This window comes from Lactiplantibacillus sp. 3062 (assembly GCF_055413545.1).
Genome location: NZ_JBVAYE010000003.1, coordinates 21,572 through 36,916, shown reverse-complemented (window position 1 = coordinate 36,916; position 15,345 = coordinate 21,572). Strand labels below are relative to the sequence as shown.

Annotated in this window: 14 protein-coding genes; 6 read left to right on the top strand and 8 right to left on the bottom strand. The window is 46.4% G+C overall.

Going from position 1 to position 15,345, the window contains the following annotated elements; all coding sequences use genetic code 11:
* Nucleotides 1-18: 18 nt before the first annotated feature.
* The 6 genes from ACWQAU_RS06215 (at nt 19) to ACWQAU_RS06190 (ending at nt 5,617) form a co-directional block, all read left to right on the top strand.
* Nucleotides 19-801, top strand: a complete 783-nt coding sequence (locus tag ACWQAU_RS06215; RefSeq protein WP_003641204.1) for a flavodoxin family protein — start codon at nt 19-21, stop codon at nt 799-801.
* A gap of 419 nt (nt 802-1,220) precedes the next feature.
* Complete coding sequence (locus ACWQAU_RS06210; RefSeq protein WP_003641205.1) at nt 1,221-2,222, top strand: hypothetical protein; 1,002 nt, start codon at nt 1,221-1,223, stop codon at nt 2,220-2,222.
* A complete protein-coding gene (locus tag ACWQAU_RS06205; RefSeq protein WP_015825265.1) occupies nt 2,186-3,436 on the top strand; it encodes a YibE/F family protein in 1,251 nt (416 codons plus the stop codon). The genes ACWQAU_RS06210 and ACWQAU_RS06205 overlap by 37 nt, the downstream gene beginning before the upstream one ends.
* A complete protein-coding gene (locus ACWQAU_RS06200; RefSeq protein ID WP_003641207.1) occupies nt 3,433-4,197 on the top strand; it encodes a YibE/F family protein in 765 nt (254 codons plus the stop codon). Before ACWQAU_RS06205 ends, ACWQAU_RS06200 begins: the two co-directional genes overlap by 4 nt.
* Nucleotides 4,198-4,247: 50 nt before the next feature.
* Complete coding sequence (locus tag ACWQAU_RS06195; RefSeq protein WP_022637941.1) at nt 4,248-4,817, top strand: GNAT family N-acetyltransferase; 570 nt, start codon at nt 4,248-4,250, stop codon at nt 4,815-4,817.
* A 131-nt stretch (nt 4,818-4,948) separates the two neighbouring features.
* On the top strand, nt 4,949-5,617 hold the full coding sequence (locus tag ACWQAU_RS06190) for a histidine phosphatase family protein (RefSeq protein ID WP_027821312.1): 669 nt from the start codon (nt 4,949-4,951) through the stop codon (nt 5,615-5,617).
* A 208-nt stretch (nt 5,618-5,825) separates the two neighbouring features.
* Here ACWQAU_RS06190 and ACWQAU_RS06185 read toward each other — a convergent pair whose 3' ends face one another.
* From ACWQAU_RS06185 to ACWQAU_RS06150, 8 genes are all read right to left on the bottom strand, one after another.
* Nucleotides 5,826-6,086 (bottom strand): bacteriocin immunity protein, encoded by a 261-nt coding sequence (locus ACWQAU_RS06185; RefSeq protein WP_463841232.1) that lies wholly within the window; start codon nt 6,084-6,086, stop codon nt 5,826-5,828.
* A gap of 212 nt (nt 6,087-6,298) precedes the next feature.
* Nucleotides 6,299-7,315, bottom strand: coding sequence for an alpha/beta hydrolase (locus tag ACWQAU_RS06180; RefSeq protein WP_011101236.1), 1,017 nt, complete (start codon nt 7,313-7,315; stop codon nt 6,299-6,301).
* Nucleotides 7,299-8,699, bottom strand: coding sequence for an MFS transporter (locus ACWQAU_RS06175; RefSeq protein ID WP_027821311.1), 1,401 nt, complete (start codon nt 8,697-8,699; stop codon nt 7,299-7,301). The genes ACWQAU_RS06180 and ACWQAU_RS06175 overlap by 17 nt, the downstream gene beginning before the upstream one ends.
* Before the next feature lie 343 nt (nt 8,700-9,042).
* Nucleotides 9,043-10,524: a UDP-N-acetylmuramoyl-L-alanyl-D-glutamate--2,6-diaminopimelate ligase gene (locus ACWQAU_RS06170; RefSeq protein ID WP_015825270.1), complete on the bottom strand. Its 1,482-nt coding sequence runs from the start codon at nt 10,522-10,524 to the stop codon at nt 9,043-9,045.
* A gap of 194 nt (nt 10,525-10,718) precedes the next feature.
* Complete coding sequence (gene dapG, locus ACWQAU_RS06165; RefSeq protein WP_003641214.1) at nt 10,719-11,921, bottom strand: aspartate kinase; 1,203 nt, start codon at nt 11,919-11,921, stop codon at nt 10,719-10,721.
* A 4-nt stretch (nt 11,922-11,925) separates the two neighbouring features.
* Entirely contained in the window at nt 11,926-13,827 is a 1,902-nt protein-coding gene (gene asnB / locus ACWQAU_RS06160; RefSeq protein ID WP_079111774.1) for an asparagine synthase (glutamine-hydrolyzing), read from the bottom strand.
* A 470-nt stretch (nt 13,828-14,297) separates the two neighbouring features.
* Nucleotides 14,298-14,624 carry an AzlD domain-containing protein gene (locus ACWQAU_RS06155; protein ID WP_003641216.1) on the bottom strand — a complete coding sequence of 109 codons (327 nt, stop codon included), beginning with the start codon at nt 14,622-14,624 and terminating at the stop codon, nt 14,298-14,300.
* Entirely contained in the window at nt 14,621-15,322 is a 702-nt protein-coding gene (locus ACWQAU_RS06150; RefSeq protein ID WP_022637947.1) for an AzlC family ABC transporter permease, read from the bottom strand. Before ACWQAU_RS06150 ends, ACWQAU_RS06155 begins: the two co-directional genes overlap by 4 nt.
* Nucleotides 15,323-15,345 lie beyond the last annotated feature (23 nt).

The following is a 15,345-nucleotide window of genomic DNA, read 5'->3' as shown; positions in this document are numbered from 1 at the left end:
AAAATAGCTTTTGAATGAATGATGGGAGTGGAAAATGTGAAAGTCTTAGGAATATTAGGTTCGCATCGCGCTGATGGCGTGACTGCCCAGCTACTGCAAGCCGTCTTAAAGGGGGCCGCGGCCAGCGCTGACACGGAACTAGTCAACCTCAACGATTATGAGTTGCGACCAGATCACGATAGTCAACCGAATGCTGACTTAGACGCGCTGGAAGCAAAATTAATGGCGGCGGATGTCTGGGTATTAGCTGCACCAACCTATTTGGGGAGCTTATCGGGGGTAATGAAAAACTTCTGTGACTGTTTTCGGGGGCGGATCGCACGGTTTAATTCCGTGGGTGAAGCAGTACCTGATCGCTTTAAGAACAAGCATTATGTGACGATCACGGATTGTTACGCGGGTGGTATTGAAAATTATTTGACCGGCGTGACTGACGCAACGTTTAAAACACTTGATAAATTTTTGACGATGGGTGGTCTCATCAAATTACGGGAGATTGTCGTAACTAAAACGTGGGGTATGCAAACCATCACAGCTGCTAAGCAAGCAGAATGTGAACGGGTCGGCGCGCGGGCTGCACATAAAAAGGAAAGGGATGACAGTACGGTGAAACGGTATATTCAATTATTCTTCATGATTGCGGTGATGGCACTACTAACCATGGGAATCGAAGCGGGGATTCAACAATTGATTCCGCTGAACAATTTTTGGGCCTACTACGGCGTCTTTGTCGTCGTCTTTTATGTTCTTTTAGCAATGATTTTACATTTCTTCACTGTTGTTAAACACCGGCGTCGTTAAGGGATACGGCATGTGCATTCAGCAACAACGACATTAAAATTCAATTGATTAGCAAGCTGGGCTTGGCGTCTTAATCGCCGGAGGTCAGCTTGTTTTGCTATAATAAGAACAATTACGAAGTACCAGCGATTATTTCAGTGTCTACGCGTATAATTAATATGGTATCGTCGAATTAGAAAATGAGGACACTTGGTACTGGTTGCCAGGCGTATGAACCATAATTAAAACATGTTAAATTAGATGAATTTTTATTTGGCAGCATGCTGTGATTGGTTTCGGTTTTGGCGCATCCAAGCTGCCGGTTTTTGAATCTAACTTTGTCAAAAACTAATCATGGGTCATGCCCAAAAACGTATTATTGATTTCAAAATTAATTTTGTTAAATAAAGGCTGTCAATCAAGGTACGAGGAGGAATAGCATGCAAGTTTTTGGACAATTTATTGCAACAGTCGGTTGGCTAGGATTGGCACTAGTCGCCAGCGAACTAGGTGCGACGTTAATCCATTGGCTCGGTCAGTGGGTCGGATTTCGATTAATTGGTGCTCGAATTGTCCGGATTACCGGTTTTCGACTTCAATTAAGTCGGGTTCGTGGTCATTGGAAATTAGAACGACCGCTGACGCGTCATCCACATATCGTGGCAGCACCCCCGGCGGATGCCAAACGGTTCAATCACGCCATTTATTGTTTTGGCGGTGGCCTGTTCAACTTACTGACGGTCATGCTCAGTTTAATAACTCTGAATCAATTTAAGTTTAGTTTCGATTTATGGTTGTTTTCGTTCATTATTTGGATCTGGGTCAATACGTTGAAAGCCGCCCAATTATTACCAATGAACTTGCACGGTTATCCCACGGCGGGCCAGGAATTTCGGCAGGCACGCGAATCAACGGCGGCGATGACCGCCGCGTATGTCACTGCGTGTGCTGCGGCCGTTAAGGTTCAGACTGGTAGTGTCCGTGACCTTGATGCGAGTATGATTGTTATGCCGCGCGATGGTGGCAATCGGAATTATTTAGTCGTCCGGCAAGCCTGGTTGATTCTGGAATGGGGACTTCAACATGGGCTGGACACCCCCGAACTGTTAGCGGGGTTGAGTCGCTTGGAGCCAAGTTTCAATACGTTGCCGCCAGCTGATTTGGCGAAGTATTTAGATGCGACATTGTACTGGAACTTGGTCACCAATCATCGTGACCCCCAGATCATAGCCTGGTATCAAGATGATGGTGTTCAACAGTTATTACGTCGTTACCAACCTTTGGCTCATTATAAGTTAACTGCCGTTTATGAATGGCGGGTCCATCAGCAACCTGAACAGGCCCTGGCATTGATTGAAAAGGGACTAAAAATTGCTCAGCGCCTCCACGATGAGGAAGAAATTGCTTGGCTGAAAGCTTTACGCGTTCAAGTAACGGCCTAGATTACCGTAGAAACTTAGATTCTGTTAAAGATTGCCAGAATCGAAGTTTGTATTGGAAAATGGGTGGTAAACTGGTGACCATTGAAGTGAAAAAAGGTGAAAATGTGAAACAGCGAATCAAGCAACGGTGGGGGTTGTGGTTAACACTGCTGGTGATTATTTTAGGACTAATCGGGGTTGGATTGACCCGAGTTAATGCGGGACTTTATCAGCAGACAGTTGCACAAGTGACCCACGTGCAGACTAAGAGTCGAAGCACGACGACGGATGAATTTGAGAATAAGGATGCGACAGTGACACAGTTGGTAACGGTCCGGGTGCTCAATAAGGCACATCGTGGTCGAACTTACCAGATCAAGAATACGTATACGCGCTCAGGCGCAATGGATCAGCCGTATCACGTCCGTAATCAAGTCTTCTTACGGATTCCTAGCGATCATAGTAGTGCAGTGACGATTCAGGGGTTAAAACGAGATACCGCATTGGCGTTTGTCGCGTGGTTAGCCCTAGCACTGCTCTTGTTAATTATGCGTTTCAGCGGTCTGATGGCCTTTTTGAGTGTCGCGCTCAACGCTGTACTATTTTATGCCGCCATTCAGATCGATTTAGCTACTAATGGTGGTCACATTTACCTGCTCTTTGGCGTATTGGCCGTAATCTTCGCCGTGCTCACACTGTTGCTAGTTCTCGGTTTTAGTCGTCAAATGTTAGTAACATTGGGTGCGACTGTGGTTGGCACGGGACTGGCTGTCATTATTAGTCTGATCGTCTTTGCGGTGACCCATGAGCGTGGTGTGACTTATGAATCGATGCAGTACGTGACGCAGGTTCCCCGACCGTTATTTTTAGTCGAAACAGTCCTCGGTTCACTCGGAGCAGTCATGGATGAATCAACAGATATTGTTGCTTCATTGTTTCAATTGAAAACGGAGCGCCCGGACATTGCACCACGACAAGTATTTAAGTCGGGTATTCAAATTGGCCGGTCTATTATGGGACCCTTGATCAACGTGCTATTTTTGATTTTCATGGCGGATACTTTCGCGATGACTTTGCTCTATTTCCGTAACGGCAATAGCTGGGGTTACACTTTTACAATGAATATGTCGTTGGGGATGGTCCAAAGTTTGATTTCTGGTATCGGTATCGTTTTAGCGATTCCAGTAGCCAGTTGGTTAGCCAGTCGATTGATGCCTAAGGCGGTGATGGCATGAACACGATTACCGTTTTAGGATTGATCTTACTAGGATTGATGACATTAATTGGTGGTAAGACTGGAGCGACGGCCTTTTTGAGTTTGTTATTTAACTTTGGATTGTTGTTTTTAGCCGTTGTTTTGATTTCATGGGGCTTTCCAGCAATGGGGGTGTCGTTGGTCATTGGGACAATCATCTTGGCCTTCACGATTTTCTTTGGGGAGGACAACGAAGTGGCGGCCAAGCCAGCTTATATTGCAGCATTGATTGTTATGGTCATTTTAGTGCTGATTATTTTTCCCGTTGAAAATTGGATCATGGCGCAGGGCTTTAGTTTAGAAGATAGTGAAGATCTGGAAGGTATGTCGTTAGCCATTGGGGTCTCCTTTATTGGCGTAGCAGTAACTGAAGCAATTTTAAGTACACTAGGGGCCATTGCGGAAGCTGCTATTGCGATTGCGGCTGGTCTGAGTGAAATTCTGGCGCAGCATCCGCAGTTGCCAACTAAGCGACTCTATATCGATGGTATCAGTATTGGTAAGCAGATTATCGGGACGACTTTTAATACCTTGTTTTTCGGCTTTTTTGGTGGCTTCTTGGCGCTATTTATCTGGTTTGCGGGCTTACATTATTCCTTCGGGAGTGTTATCAATAATAAAATATTTGTTGCGGAAGTATTAATGGTATTATTCTCGTTAATTGGCGTTATCCTGGTAGTTCCCGTCACGACGTGGGTGATGACGATTCAACATCGGCAACAAATTAAGCACAACGATTGACGATGACCGCGGGATTTGCTACGGTTGAGAAAACAGTTGGGAGCGTTGTGATGATGGAAATTCGAACGGCACAACCGCAAGATAGTGCTCAAATTGCACCATTGATTGCGATGATTTACCGTGATATGGAAATGCCAGTCTTAAAAAATGTTAGCGAGGCCGACCTATTGGCAATGTTGACTGAGTTGTATCAGCGACCGGCCAATTTAGATGGGTTAGCGCAGACTTTTGTGGCGGTCATGGCTCACAAAATCGTCGGTGTCGCGTTCGGGCACTTAGCGAAGAATGAAGCCGCTGTAAACGATTTGTTGCGGACGACTTCAGGTCATCATGCGGGGTTTGAGGCACCACTGGAATTAGGTGGTGAGACCCGGCCGAATGAGTGGTATTTAAGCATGTTGGTAGTTGATCCGCAAGCTCAGGGCCACGGAGTTGGTAGTGCCTTACTAGAAGCATTACCAGGACTCGTTGGTCAACTGGGGGCCACGAAACTGAGTTTAAACGTTGATGATGGCAATCCCCGAGCAGCTAAGTTATACCACCGGCATGGTTTTGTCCCGGATGGTCAGCTCATGATTGGCACACATCCGTACCAGCACTTGGTTAAGCCTTTATCATAATAACTGAAATATCGTGGTGTGTTTCTTAGACCACGGTATTTTTTTACGTCATTATGGCACTGAAGACTTTTCTATTGAGCATGACACAGTTAGAATTAAACTATTGAACGGATTAGGAAGGTGAACGTGCCATGCAGATTTATTTCATTCGTCACGGTCGAACACAATATAACTTAGAACACCGATTTCAAGGTGGACGAGCAGATTCCCCGCTGGTTGCTAGCGGAATCGATGGGGCAAAGGCCGCTGGTGATTACTTAAGAACCACCCAATTTTCAGCAGTATATAGCAGTCCGCAGCAACGAGCGCTGGATACGGCGAAATACATTGTGGCTGCCAATCAGTGGCAACCGTCGATTCAAAGCGACGATGGCTTGCGTGAGTTTGATTTTGGTGATTGGGACGGCAAACAGGAAGCGGAAGTACAGCCGCAGTCCTACGCCCAAGTTATTTTTACTAAACCCGCCGAATACCGACCGGAACTAGCTGGCGGTGGCGAAAGTTATGCGGATTTTGTCACCCGAACGACTTCGACGCTACATCGTTTGATTGATCAAGTTGGGGTAGCTAGCACGCAACCACTATTAATTGTATCGCACGGCCTGGTGACGACGATGACTGTCAAGGCGTTAATGGGTGTCCCCGTAGCAGAATTACGAGCACCTTTTGTGGTCGATGGGCAAGTTATGAAGACAGTCGGCCACGGAATCGTGGATAATGATAGCCTGACAGTGTTATCGACGACGGATAATCAGCATTTTGAACTGACGACTTGGAATGAAACCGGGTACTTGAAGTAAATGGCTGAGCCAAGTACAACGCCTTACTTTAGCTGTTAACTTGACTCTGATCGATAAAATTTTAAGTAGTTAGTAAAGGGACGCTTCTGGCATGGTTTGTCAGGAGCGTCCCTTTGAAATTAACGGTTGATTCAAGTTATTTGTCTGTGTTCCGGTTCAAAACTGTTGTTAATATGATTTATAGTGAGCGCTCGCACGTGATAGTGCTTTACCACAGCCCACTAAAAATACTAGCTGCCGCCACGCCCCAATAATATTCGGAGGTGCGGGCGGTTTGGGTGTAGAGTGTGTTAATTGCTTGGAGTGGTTGGTGCATGTGATCACGCATGACGCGCATTGCCATGCCGTTAACTTTAGTGGCAATTAATAAATAGTTACCGTTCTTGTCAAGTTCCATAGCATAGCGAAGTAAGTCAGCACGAACTTGTGCGTCTTGTTTAACTTCAGGATCATTATAGGCAACGTCGATTTGTTACATCAAACGCTTGGCTTTATCATTTTTGTTCACGTTAATCCCCCCATGCCAAGAGTATAGCACAAGTCTCAGACTTAAATGTTAGCTTAACGGGAAACCGCCCGCATTTCGGATAGTAAAATGCGGGGCGGTTTTTATCAGTCCGCTTGTTTTTTACATGTGATTTCTGCAACGTGATACTGGTGATTTTTGATATGCCCTGGTCGCTAAATTAACGCGGCCGCCATCACTTGGGCCACATCTTGGCTTTGCCAATACTGATCCACTAATGGTGCGAAAGCGTGGTTCAAGCCCTGATACTGAATAAACGTGGTCGCAGTATCGGCAGCGGCCAGGCGTTGTGCATAAGCCCAAGCTTGTGGTCGGAAGGGATCAAACTCGCCGACCATGATCGTGGTTGGTGGTGTCATTGTGAAGTTTTCCTGGTGTAGCGGTGAGATGAGTGGAGAATGTGAATCAAAGTTCTCTGGAACATAATAATCCGTCATGATGCTGTCAAGTTGCCGAAAGAGGTCGTGATAGTTGGTGAGAATGGCACGCTGTGAGTCAATAATCGGAAAGGCGGCCAAATCCCAGAGTGGACCGGCGTGGTCAGCATTTGGGGCGGTAACTGGGTACAACAGCAGTTGTTGATTGATACGATTGCTACCGAGTTGTTGATTCAGATTTGTTGCAGCCATGATGACGTTAGCGCCAGCCGAATCGCCAGCAACGGTAATCATTGTTTCAGCGTCACGTTGTTCCAAATATTGGAAAATCGCGAGCCCGTCTAAAATACCAGCGGGTGCTGGTGCTTCTGGCGCTAAGCTGTAATCGACATTAAGAATCTCGCAGTGACTTTTAGCTGCGACCAGCTTTAAAAGGACCGTATTATTGCCGGGAACACCGCCGTAAAAGGCACCACCGTGGAAGTAGACCAGTACTGTGTGATTAATGACATTTTGTGGTGTCAGCCATTCAACGCTGACCGTGCGATTCAGAGCCGTAATATTTCGACTTTGAACTGTAACCGCATCACCAACAGGGTCCGCGATGGCGGGGGTTAAACTACCACTGCGGAGCGCCGCTAGATCATTTTCAAGGATGGCTGGTTGTTTGAAGGCCGTTAGTGTTTGAAGGACGTGCGGGTCAAATTGTTCACCGGCGATGTCGTTGTTAAATGGTTTAACGATTTTGACGACGCCGTTGACGGTTGTTTGAATCGAATTAATTGTTGGCATCATATTCAACATCCTCCTTAGGTTCAACTTTAGCCGCTGCCTCGGCCTTGTTGGCTTGTAATTCTTTTTCGTCTAACCGATAGAATTGCATCATGAAAATCATCGCGGCTAATAAAATAATCGGCATCCAAATAAAAGCGAGATTAATAAATGTAATGGTTCGTCCGGACTGTACAGCTGCCTTGGCATTGAATTGTCCCCATGCGAGAAATTGACCGGCTAGAAAACCGCCAATTCCCATTCCTAATTTGGCGCCAATCATTGGTACGGCAGATAAGAATCCGGTTTCATTTAGGCCCAGTACTTTCGTTGAGTAGTCAACGGTATCTGATAGCATCGCGAAGACAATCGTGAACGTGATCCCCATCGCAATCAAGAAAATGACGGAGCCAGCAATTAGTAGGCTCACACTACGCATCTTTTCAGCGATTGGCATCAGTAGTTGGCCGATAACGCCCAGTACGAGTGAAAACTGCAAAACGTTACGGTTCTTAAAGCGTTGTGATAGGAATGGTACGGACAGGTTCCCGATGACGGAAACAAAGCCAATCCCCAGGAAAATTGGCGCTAATTCAGGCCGACCGTAGACGTATTTGATAAAGAAGATCGCTGAATTTCCCCGTAGCATCCAGAAGGTTTGTAGCAGAATGAATGAGCAGGCTAATAATAGCCATGGTTTGTTGCTAGCCGCACCCTTCAAGCTTTGCCAGATTGAGAGTGATTCGGCTGACTCAGTGGTACCGTCTGGATTTTGTGCACCGTTAGTTTCCTTGAGATTGAGAAAAGCAAAGATGAAGAGTCCCATGATAACGAGGCCTAAGATAATAGCCCAGAGGGTGAAACCTTTCGACTGATTGCCTTTGCCGAGTAATTTAACCATTGGCAAAGTGATGGCCGCCACTGCACTGGTCCCGATGGTTGTCATGACCATCCGAGCACTCGCTAACTTGGTCCGCTCAACGCTATCATCAGTCAAGCTTGGTAAAATCGAAGTAATGGGCGTGTTGGCACCAGAATAAATCAGGCTAAAGAAAGTGTAAGTGATTGAAATGTAGACGAGTCGCATTGTGGTATTGCCGCCAAATGATGGAATCATGAATAGCGACATGGCCAGCAACCCTAACGGAATGCCAAACCACACAAAGTAGGGGCGCGATTGTCCATACTTCGTGTGTGTATGATCAATCAAATAACCATAAATCAATGCATCAAACGCATCAATGAAGCGCACGACGAAGAACAGCATTCCTGCAAAAGCAGCTGAGATGCCCGCGACCGTTGTGTAATAGAACAGTAAGTAAGTGCTGACCATTTGCCAAATAATATTACCGGCCATGTCAGTGGAACCGTATGCAATTCGGCGTTTCCAAGTTTGAAAAATTGACATTATAAATCCCCCCAAACGAATTAAACTTAAACTAACAATGATAATTAACCCCTTTTATCAACATAATTATATTTCCAAATTAGGTGAATTATCAAAGATAGGCGATAGTTTGGCTGGTTAATAATCGAAAGGTGGGTGCATCTTTTGTACAAACACGACTGATGCCTGTTTTGTAGCGCTGGTTGGGAGAAAGCCAAACAAGCAAAAAACACCCCCAGCAACGGCCAATCAAATTAGCTGTTGCTGGGGGTGTTAATGGTTAAAGACGCGTGTCGCGGATGTCACCAATTGTTAACAGAAATAGAATTGAAAATAGCCTTGTCGGTCAGTTCTGTTTTGACCATTAATCAATGGTTGGTTTCAGAGCTAGTGCTTTAGCGGCTTCTTCACTGTCATCAAAGTGATGCTTAGTCCGGCCGATGATTTGATAATCTTCGTGGCCTTTACCAGCGATTAAAACAACGTCGCCGGGTTGTGCTGCTTCAATGGCCTTGGCGATGGCAACGTGGCGGTCTTCGTAGACGGGCACGTCGGCGTTTGGCACGCCGGCAACCATGTCATTTAGAATCATGGTTGGGTCTTCCGTCCGAGGATTGTCAGAAGTAAAGATTGGCTTAGTACTGTGTTCGACAGCAATTTTAGCCATCTTTGGCCGTTTCGTCTTGTCGCGATCACCACCACAGCCGACGACGCAATAAATATCCTTAGTCGCGAAATCTTGAATCGTTTCTAGGGCATTCAATAAGCCGTCCGGAGTGTGTGAGTAGTCAACGATGACACTGACACCCGTGTGGGAAGGAACGGATTGGAAGCGGCCCTTAACGCCGGTAACCTTCTCCAGTGACTTAATGATTTGGTCTTCGGGGATGCCACTAGCGTAAGCTGCGGCGAAGGCCGCCAGCATGTTGTACACGTTGAACTGGCCAATCAGTTGCATCGTCACGTGGGTTACGTGGCCGAAGACGGAGAGGTCAAATTCAGTCCCGTGGCTCTTGATTTCAACATTTTGTGCGTTGATCATGGCATCTGGTTTGAGTCCAAATGTTAGTACGTGCGCTGCCGTATACTGTTCAAATTCACGGCCAACGGGATCATCGGTGTTCAGAACAGCGACCTTATTAGTTCCGTCGGCGCTGTACTTATTGCCCAGTTGTGCAAAGAGCATGGCCTTGGCTTCCGTGTACTTAGCCATTGTTTTGTGGAAATCCAAATGGTCTTGCGTCAAGTTCGTGAAAACGGCGATGTCGTAATCAATCCCCCAGACCCGTCCGAGTACGAGGGCAATTGAAGAAACTTCCATGGCGACAGTTTCAACACCGGCATCCCGCATGGCCGCTAGAGTCCGTTGCGTTGTGATGGCGTCGGGGGTGGTGTTGGCAGTTGGCAGTTTTTCATCCTTGATTTTGCGATACATGGTCCCAATCAGGCCGGTGGCTTGCTGCTGATCACGATAGATTTGTTCGATCAGGTGGGTGACAGTGGTCTTACCATTGGTACCCGTCACCCCAATCATCCGCATCTTTTGACTAGGCGCACCGTAGAAAACGTCGGCAAGAATTGCCATAGCGCGTTCGGTGTTTTCAACGTAGATGACCGGTACGTTGACGTCTAAAGGTTTTGACGCCACGATGATCTTGGCCCCTTTTCCGATGGCCTGATCAACGAGGTCGTGACCGTCGACGTGATAACCAACGACGGCAATAAACATGGCGCCGGGCTGAACTTCGCGGGTATCCTGCGTCAGCATGGTGACATCAAAGTCCGTGGTCAAGGCGGGCTGAACCTGCTTGAATTTTAAACTATTAATTAATTGACTTGCTTGCATAATATTAGCGTCCTTTTCAATAAAGTTACTGTTTCTAGAATACATGCAAACCGGATAATTGTCACCCCAAATGAGAATTGAAATTAAGCTTGTAATCGCTCGGTACATGGTGTACTGCTGGTTGAACGTGCCATCTCCAGGCCAATCTAGGTCAACAAAAAAGCCCGGCAATTAAGCCGGACTTGCAGGGATGGTTATTCGATTCCTAAGAACTCATCATGTAAGGCGTTCATGGCCGCTTTTAAATCGGCTTCCTTAACGAGCACCCAGATGGTCGTATAACTATCGGTCGATTGTAAAATATCGATATGTTGTGCAGCTAATGCCGAGACGATCCGAGCAGTGACGCCGGGTGTCCCAGTGATACCAGCACCGACAACGGAAACTTTAGCACAGTTCGCAATTGACTGACAATGGACGTGCGCGTCAGTCAGTAGTTGCTTGGCAACGTCCGCGTCACCATCAACCAGGTTGAAGACAACTTGGTGTGGTGTAATGTTAATAAAGTCAACACTCAAACCGTGCTGTGCCATCAATTGGAAAATGGCACTTGAACTTAACGTATCGGTAGGAACAGTAAATTGCGTCAAATCAGTTTGGTGTGCAATCCCTGTCACGGTACGATAATGTTCGATTTGGGTCGTGGTCCGGTCAGTGACTAAAGTCCCTAATTCGTCGGGTTCCTGATAAGTTGACCGAATCCGCATCGGCACGTGAGCTTGTTCTGCAATTTCAACAGCACGCGGATGAATGACCTTAGCACCTTCATGGGCCATGTTAGCAAGTTCTTCGTAGCTGATGGCCTTAATGAAGCGGGCGTGGGTGACGAGTCGTGGATCGGCAGTCATCATGCCGTTGACATCAGTAAAAATATCAACACGTTTTGCTTTTAAAGCGGCGCCGAGGATGGCTGCTGATGTATCGGAACCACCACGGCCAATCGTAGTAATGTGGCCGCTCTCAGTAGCACCTTGAAAACCAGTTACGACTACCACGTCGGCGTCAATAAAGGCGTCCGTGATTGGTTTCGGATCAACGCGGAGAATCTTCGCATTTTGAAAATCGTCGTTAGTCACGATGCCAGCATCATGACCAGTCATGGCCGTGACGTTTAGGCCTTGCTTACGCGCTAACTCGGTAAAGACAGCGGTCGAGATGGTTTCCCCAACTGAGACCAACATGTCGAGTTCTCGATTGGTTAAGCGGGAGTGCTCGGCCCCAACTAATCCGAGTAATGAGTCGGTGGCGTAAGGGGCACCTTTCCGGCCAATTGCTGAGACAACGACAATGACTTTATCGCCCTGATCGACGGCGTATTGAACGTGCTTTAAAGCTTGAATACGGGCGGCTTCGTCCTTGACTGACGTGCCGCCGAACTTTTGAACAATAATTTCCATTGATCTAAAACTCCTCGACTTTTTCCGCAACGGCGTTAGCTTCGGGGCTATCCATCAAGTGGTCAGATTCGACATAGAGTCGGTGCCACATCATGAAGGTGAGGACCGTCCAGAGTTTCCGAGAATTATCCCGAACGCCGGCCTTGTGGTCATCTAAGAGTTTCAAGAAGTAGTCCTTATTGAAGTATTGGTCAGTTTGCGAATCGTTAATGATCTGCTTAGCCCAGTCGTACATTTCATCTTTGAGCCAGAACCGAATTGGTACTGGGAAACCAAGCTTTTTACGGTGAAGGACGTGCGCTGGCACGATGTCTTCGACCGCTTTACGAAGAATGTACTTTGTTGTGCCGTGACTAATTCGAAGATCAGCTGGAATTTCGGCTGCTAAGTTATACACTTCACGGTCAACAAACGGGGTCCGCAGTTCCAAACTGTGCGCCATCGTTGTCCGGTCGGCGTTATGCAACAAGTCACCGTTTAACCACGTGTGCATATCGATGAATTGCATCCGACTGATTGGATCATAGTCGACGGATTCATCATAGAGCGGTTGCGTGATGGACTGGAACGGATGGTTCTGATTGTAATTCTTGAAGAAGGCTTGTTTTTCTTGTTCACCAAAGATAAAGGCGTTCCCAACATAGCGATTTTCTAATGGGGTGGTCCCTCGTAGTAAGAATGACCGACCACGCATTCCCTCTGGCATCATGAGTGCGATACGCTTCAAGGCACCATTAATCGGTTTCGTGTAGCGGAACGGTTTCAATGATTCTGGTACATGATAGATGGTGTAGCCACCGAAGAGTTCGTCAGCGCCTTCACCAGTCAAACAAACCTTAACGTGTTTGACCGCTTCTTTGGCTAAGAAATACTGCGGCACAGCGGCCGGGTCAGCCAACGGATCATCCATGCTCCACACAAAGTGCGGGAAGGCCTTCATGAAGGCTTCAGGCGTAATCGTCATGCTGTAATTCTTAACACCAAGCTTTTCAGCGGTCTCTTGAGCAACGTCAAGTTCACTATACCCTTCACGTTCGAAACCAACGGAGATCGTTTCAAGGTTTGGGTTGAAGTTTTTTGCAATCGCGACGATGATTGATGAGTCGATCCCGCCTGAAAGGAAAGAACCAACTGGTACATCGGAACGCATGTGAATCTTAACGGAGTCAATTAAGGCATCTTTGATTTTTTGGGCATACTCGTCTTCAGAACGTTGGACCGGATGGAATTCACGGTGATAATACCGATCGATCCGTGGCGCAGACCCCAACTTTTTCGTCAAGGAGCAACCAGGGGCGAGCATTTTGATTTCTTTTGTGAGTGTTTCTGGTTCAGGAACAAATTGGAACGTCATGTAATCTTGTAAGGCATTTTTATCGAAGGTTTTATCCTTTAAAATCTTGTAAATGGCCTTGCTTTCAGAAGCATAATAGAAGTCATCGCCACTGATAGCGTAATAGAACGGCTTGATCCCGAACTGATCGCGCGCGGCAAATAACGTTTTTTCTTGTTTATCCCAGATGACGAAAGCAAACATTCCCCGTAAGTACTTCGTTGCGTCAGCGTGGTACTTGGCGTACATCGCAAGAATTACTTCAGAATCGGAGCTTGTTTTGAATTCATAGCCTTCTTGTTTGAGTTGTTCACGTAATTCAACGTAGTTATAAATTTCCCCGTTAAATGTCATCCAGTAACGTTCATTATCATAAGATAGTGGTTGGTGACCACCGGCTAAGTCAATGATACTTAAGCGCCGAAAACCCATGGTAATGTTGTCATCAGCAAAATAACCGTCATCATCGGGTCCCCGATGGACAATCATTTTAGTCATTTCGTGGATGGTCTGATCGTAAGCTGCGTTATCCGCTTTAGTCCGATCAGTTAAGCAACCAGCAAAACCGCACATGTCTGTTCATCTCTCAATCTTTAAAGTTTAGACAGTTCTTATCTACTATATGTGTACAGATGGTTCGTTGTTAATTTACCCGTTTCATTCACGGATGTAAAGCACTCTGAACAATTATAACGGTTTCTTACCAATGTCTGTCATAATTATGCTTGACAATCCGCGACGTACACTTTGACTATTATACTTGCTTTAATTCATAAGATAAAGCGGAGCGCGCAGATGGAACGCTTTCATTGATAAAAATTTCATGTTGCGCGAAACGTCCAATCAGTTAGATGCCGGTTCCTTGGCGGAGCGGATTTCTACTGACTATTTGGTTAGTTCGAATTGACCGTTATTGACATGACACATTTAGATGCTGATTGCCGGCCTTATGGCTGAAAAAGTCACAGAAAAATCCCGCAAACTCATGCACAAATTTGCGGGACGTTTAAGTGGGAATATTAAATTAGATGTGCCCTTGCGCTCTAAGCCCAGCCAACTAGGCGCAATACGGCCATGGCAACGATGCCTGTTATAACGACGGCTAGTAAACTTTTGGTGAGCACTCCTGCAAGAATGGCAGGAATTGAGGCATAAATATTTGGGAGATTAAATTCTGGCCAGTGTCCCGCATGGTAGGTGAGCAGACTTTCAACAAAAATAGCGGTCATAATGGCAATTGGCACAAATGATAAAAAGCTGATTAGCCATTGGGGGACTGACAGATTTTTAATGATGGCAAACGGGACAATGCGTGATAGCCAAGTCACGAGGCCGCAGAGTAAGATGGTCACAAAAATGTAAGTACTCATTTATGGTCCACCACCATTCCAAAACCGCAACCGAGTAGCGTCGCAAAGATCAAAGCCAAGTTGCCCGGAACCCAACGCATGAGAAAATACATGGCGAGGGCCACAAATAGTACGACCCACAACTGGGTCGGCAATGATTTACTGCGATCCGTGATGATCTGCAAGTAAAGTAAACCAATGAACATACCAACAACGGCGAAATCCAAGCCGAATTGGTTAGGGTCAGTAATCAAGTTACCTAAAAGGCACCCCACCACTGTCGCGGCTGCCCAAACCAAGTAAGCCACAATGTTAGCAGCGTGTAACCAACTCGTTTTTAATTGTTGATTGGTCTGATTGAGCTTGTTCATGCTGAGCGCGAAGGTCTCATCAGTTAGTAACGATCCCAGTCCGATATTTTGCAATAACGACTCTTTTTTGAAATATTGAGCGACTGACATGCTCATTAAAATCATGCGTGAATTAATCAAAAAAGTGGATAAGACGATTGCCGAAATCGGACTACCTGCTAGGAGCATACTGACGATAATAAATTGTGCGGAACCAGCATAGACGATTAGTGACATGAGTAGAACGGCCCAAACTGATAGGTGACTCGTGTTGGCGACAATGCCCATTGCTAGGCCAACGCCAATGTATCCAAAGACGGTGGGAATGACATCTTTGATGCCCGCGCGAAAGGTTAAATTAGAATCCATAAATGTACGACCTCCGATTCAAT

Bases quoted from the DNA above. Each gene is read 5' to 3' on its own strand.
- dapG (WP_003641214.1), bottom strand. From the start codon at position 11,921: ATGGAAATTATTGTTCAAAAGTTCGGCGGCACGTCAGTCAAGGACGAA.
- ACWQAU_RS06200 (WP_003641207.1), top strand. From the start codon at position 3,433: ATGAACACGATTACCGTTTTAGGATTGATCTTACTAGGATTGATGACA.
- ACWQAU_RS06195 (WP_022637941.1), top strand. From the start codon at position 4,248: ATGATGGAAATTCGAACGGCACAACCGCAAGATAGTGCTCAAATTGCA.
- ACWQAU_RS06190 (WP_027821312.1), top strand. From the start codon at position 4,949: ATGCAGATTTATTTCATTCGTCACGGTCGAACACAATATAACTTAGAA.
- ACWQAU_RS06180 (WP_011101236.1), bottom strand. From the start codon at position 7,315: ATGATGCCAACAATTAATTCGATTCAAACAACCGTCAACGGCGTCGTC.
- ACWQAU_RS06175 (WP_027821311.1), bottom strand. From the start codon at position 8,699: ATGTCAATTTTTCAAACTTGGAAACGCCGAATTGCATACGGTTCCACT.
- ACWQAU_RS06150 (WP_022637947.1), bottom strand. From the start codon at position 15,322: ATGGATTCTAATTTAACCTTTCGCGCGGGCATCAAAGATGTCATTCCC.
- ACWQAU_RS06210 (WP_003641205.1), top strand. From the start codon at position 1,221: ATGCAAGTTTTTGGACAATTTATTGCAACAGTCGGTTGGCTAGGATTG.
- ACWQAU_RS06170 (WP_015825270.1), bottom strand. From the start codon at position 10,524: ATGCAAGCAAGTCAATTAATTAATAGTTTAAAATTCAAGCAGGTTCAG.
- asnB (WP_079111774.1), bottom strand. From the start codon at position 13,827: ATGTGCGGTTTTGCTGGTTGCTTAACTGATCGGACTAAAGCGGATAAC.
- ACWQAU_RS06215 (WP_003641204.1), top strand. From the start codon at position 19: ATGATGGGAGTGGAAAATGTGAAAGTCTTAGGAATATTAGGTTCGCAT.
- ACWQAU_RS06155 (WP_003641216.1), bottom strand. From the start codon at position 14,624: ATGAGTACTTACATTTTTGTGACCATCTTACTCTGCGGCCTCGTGACT.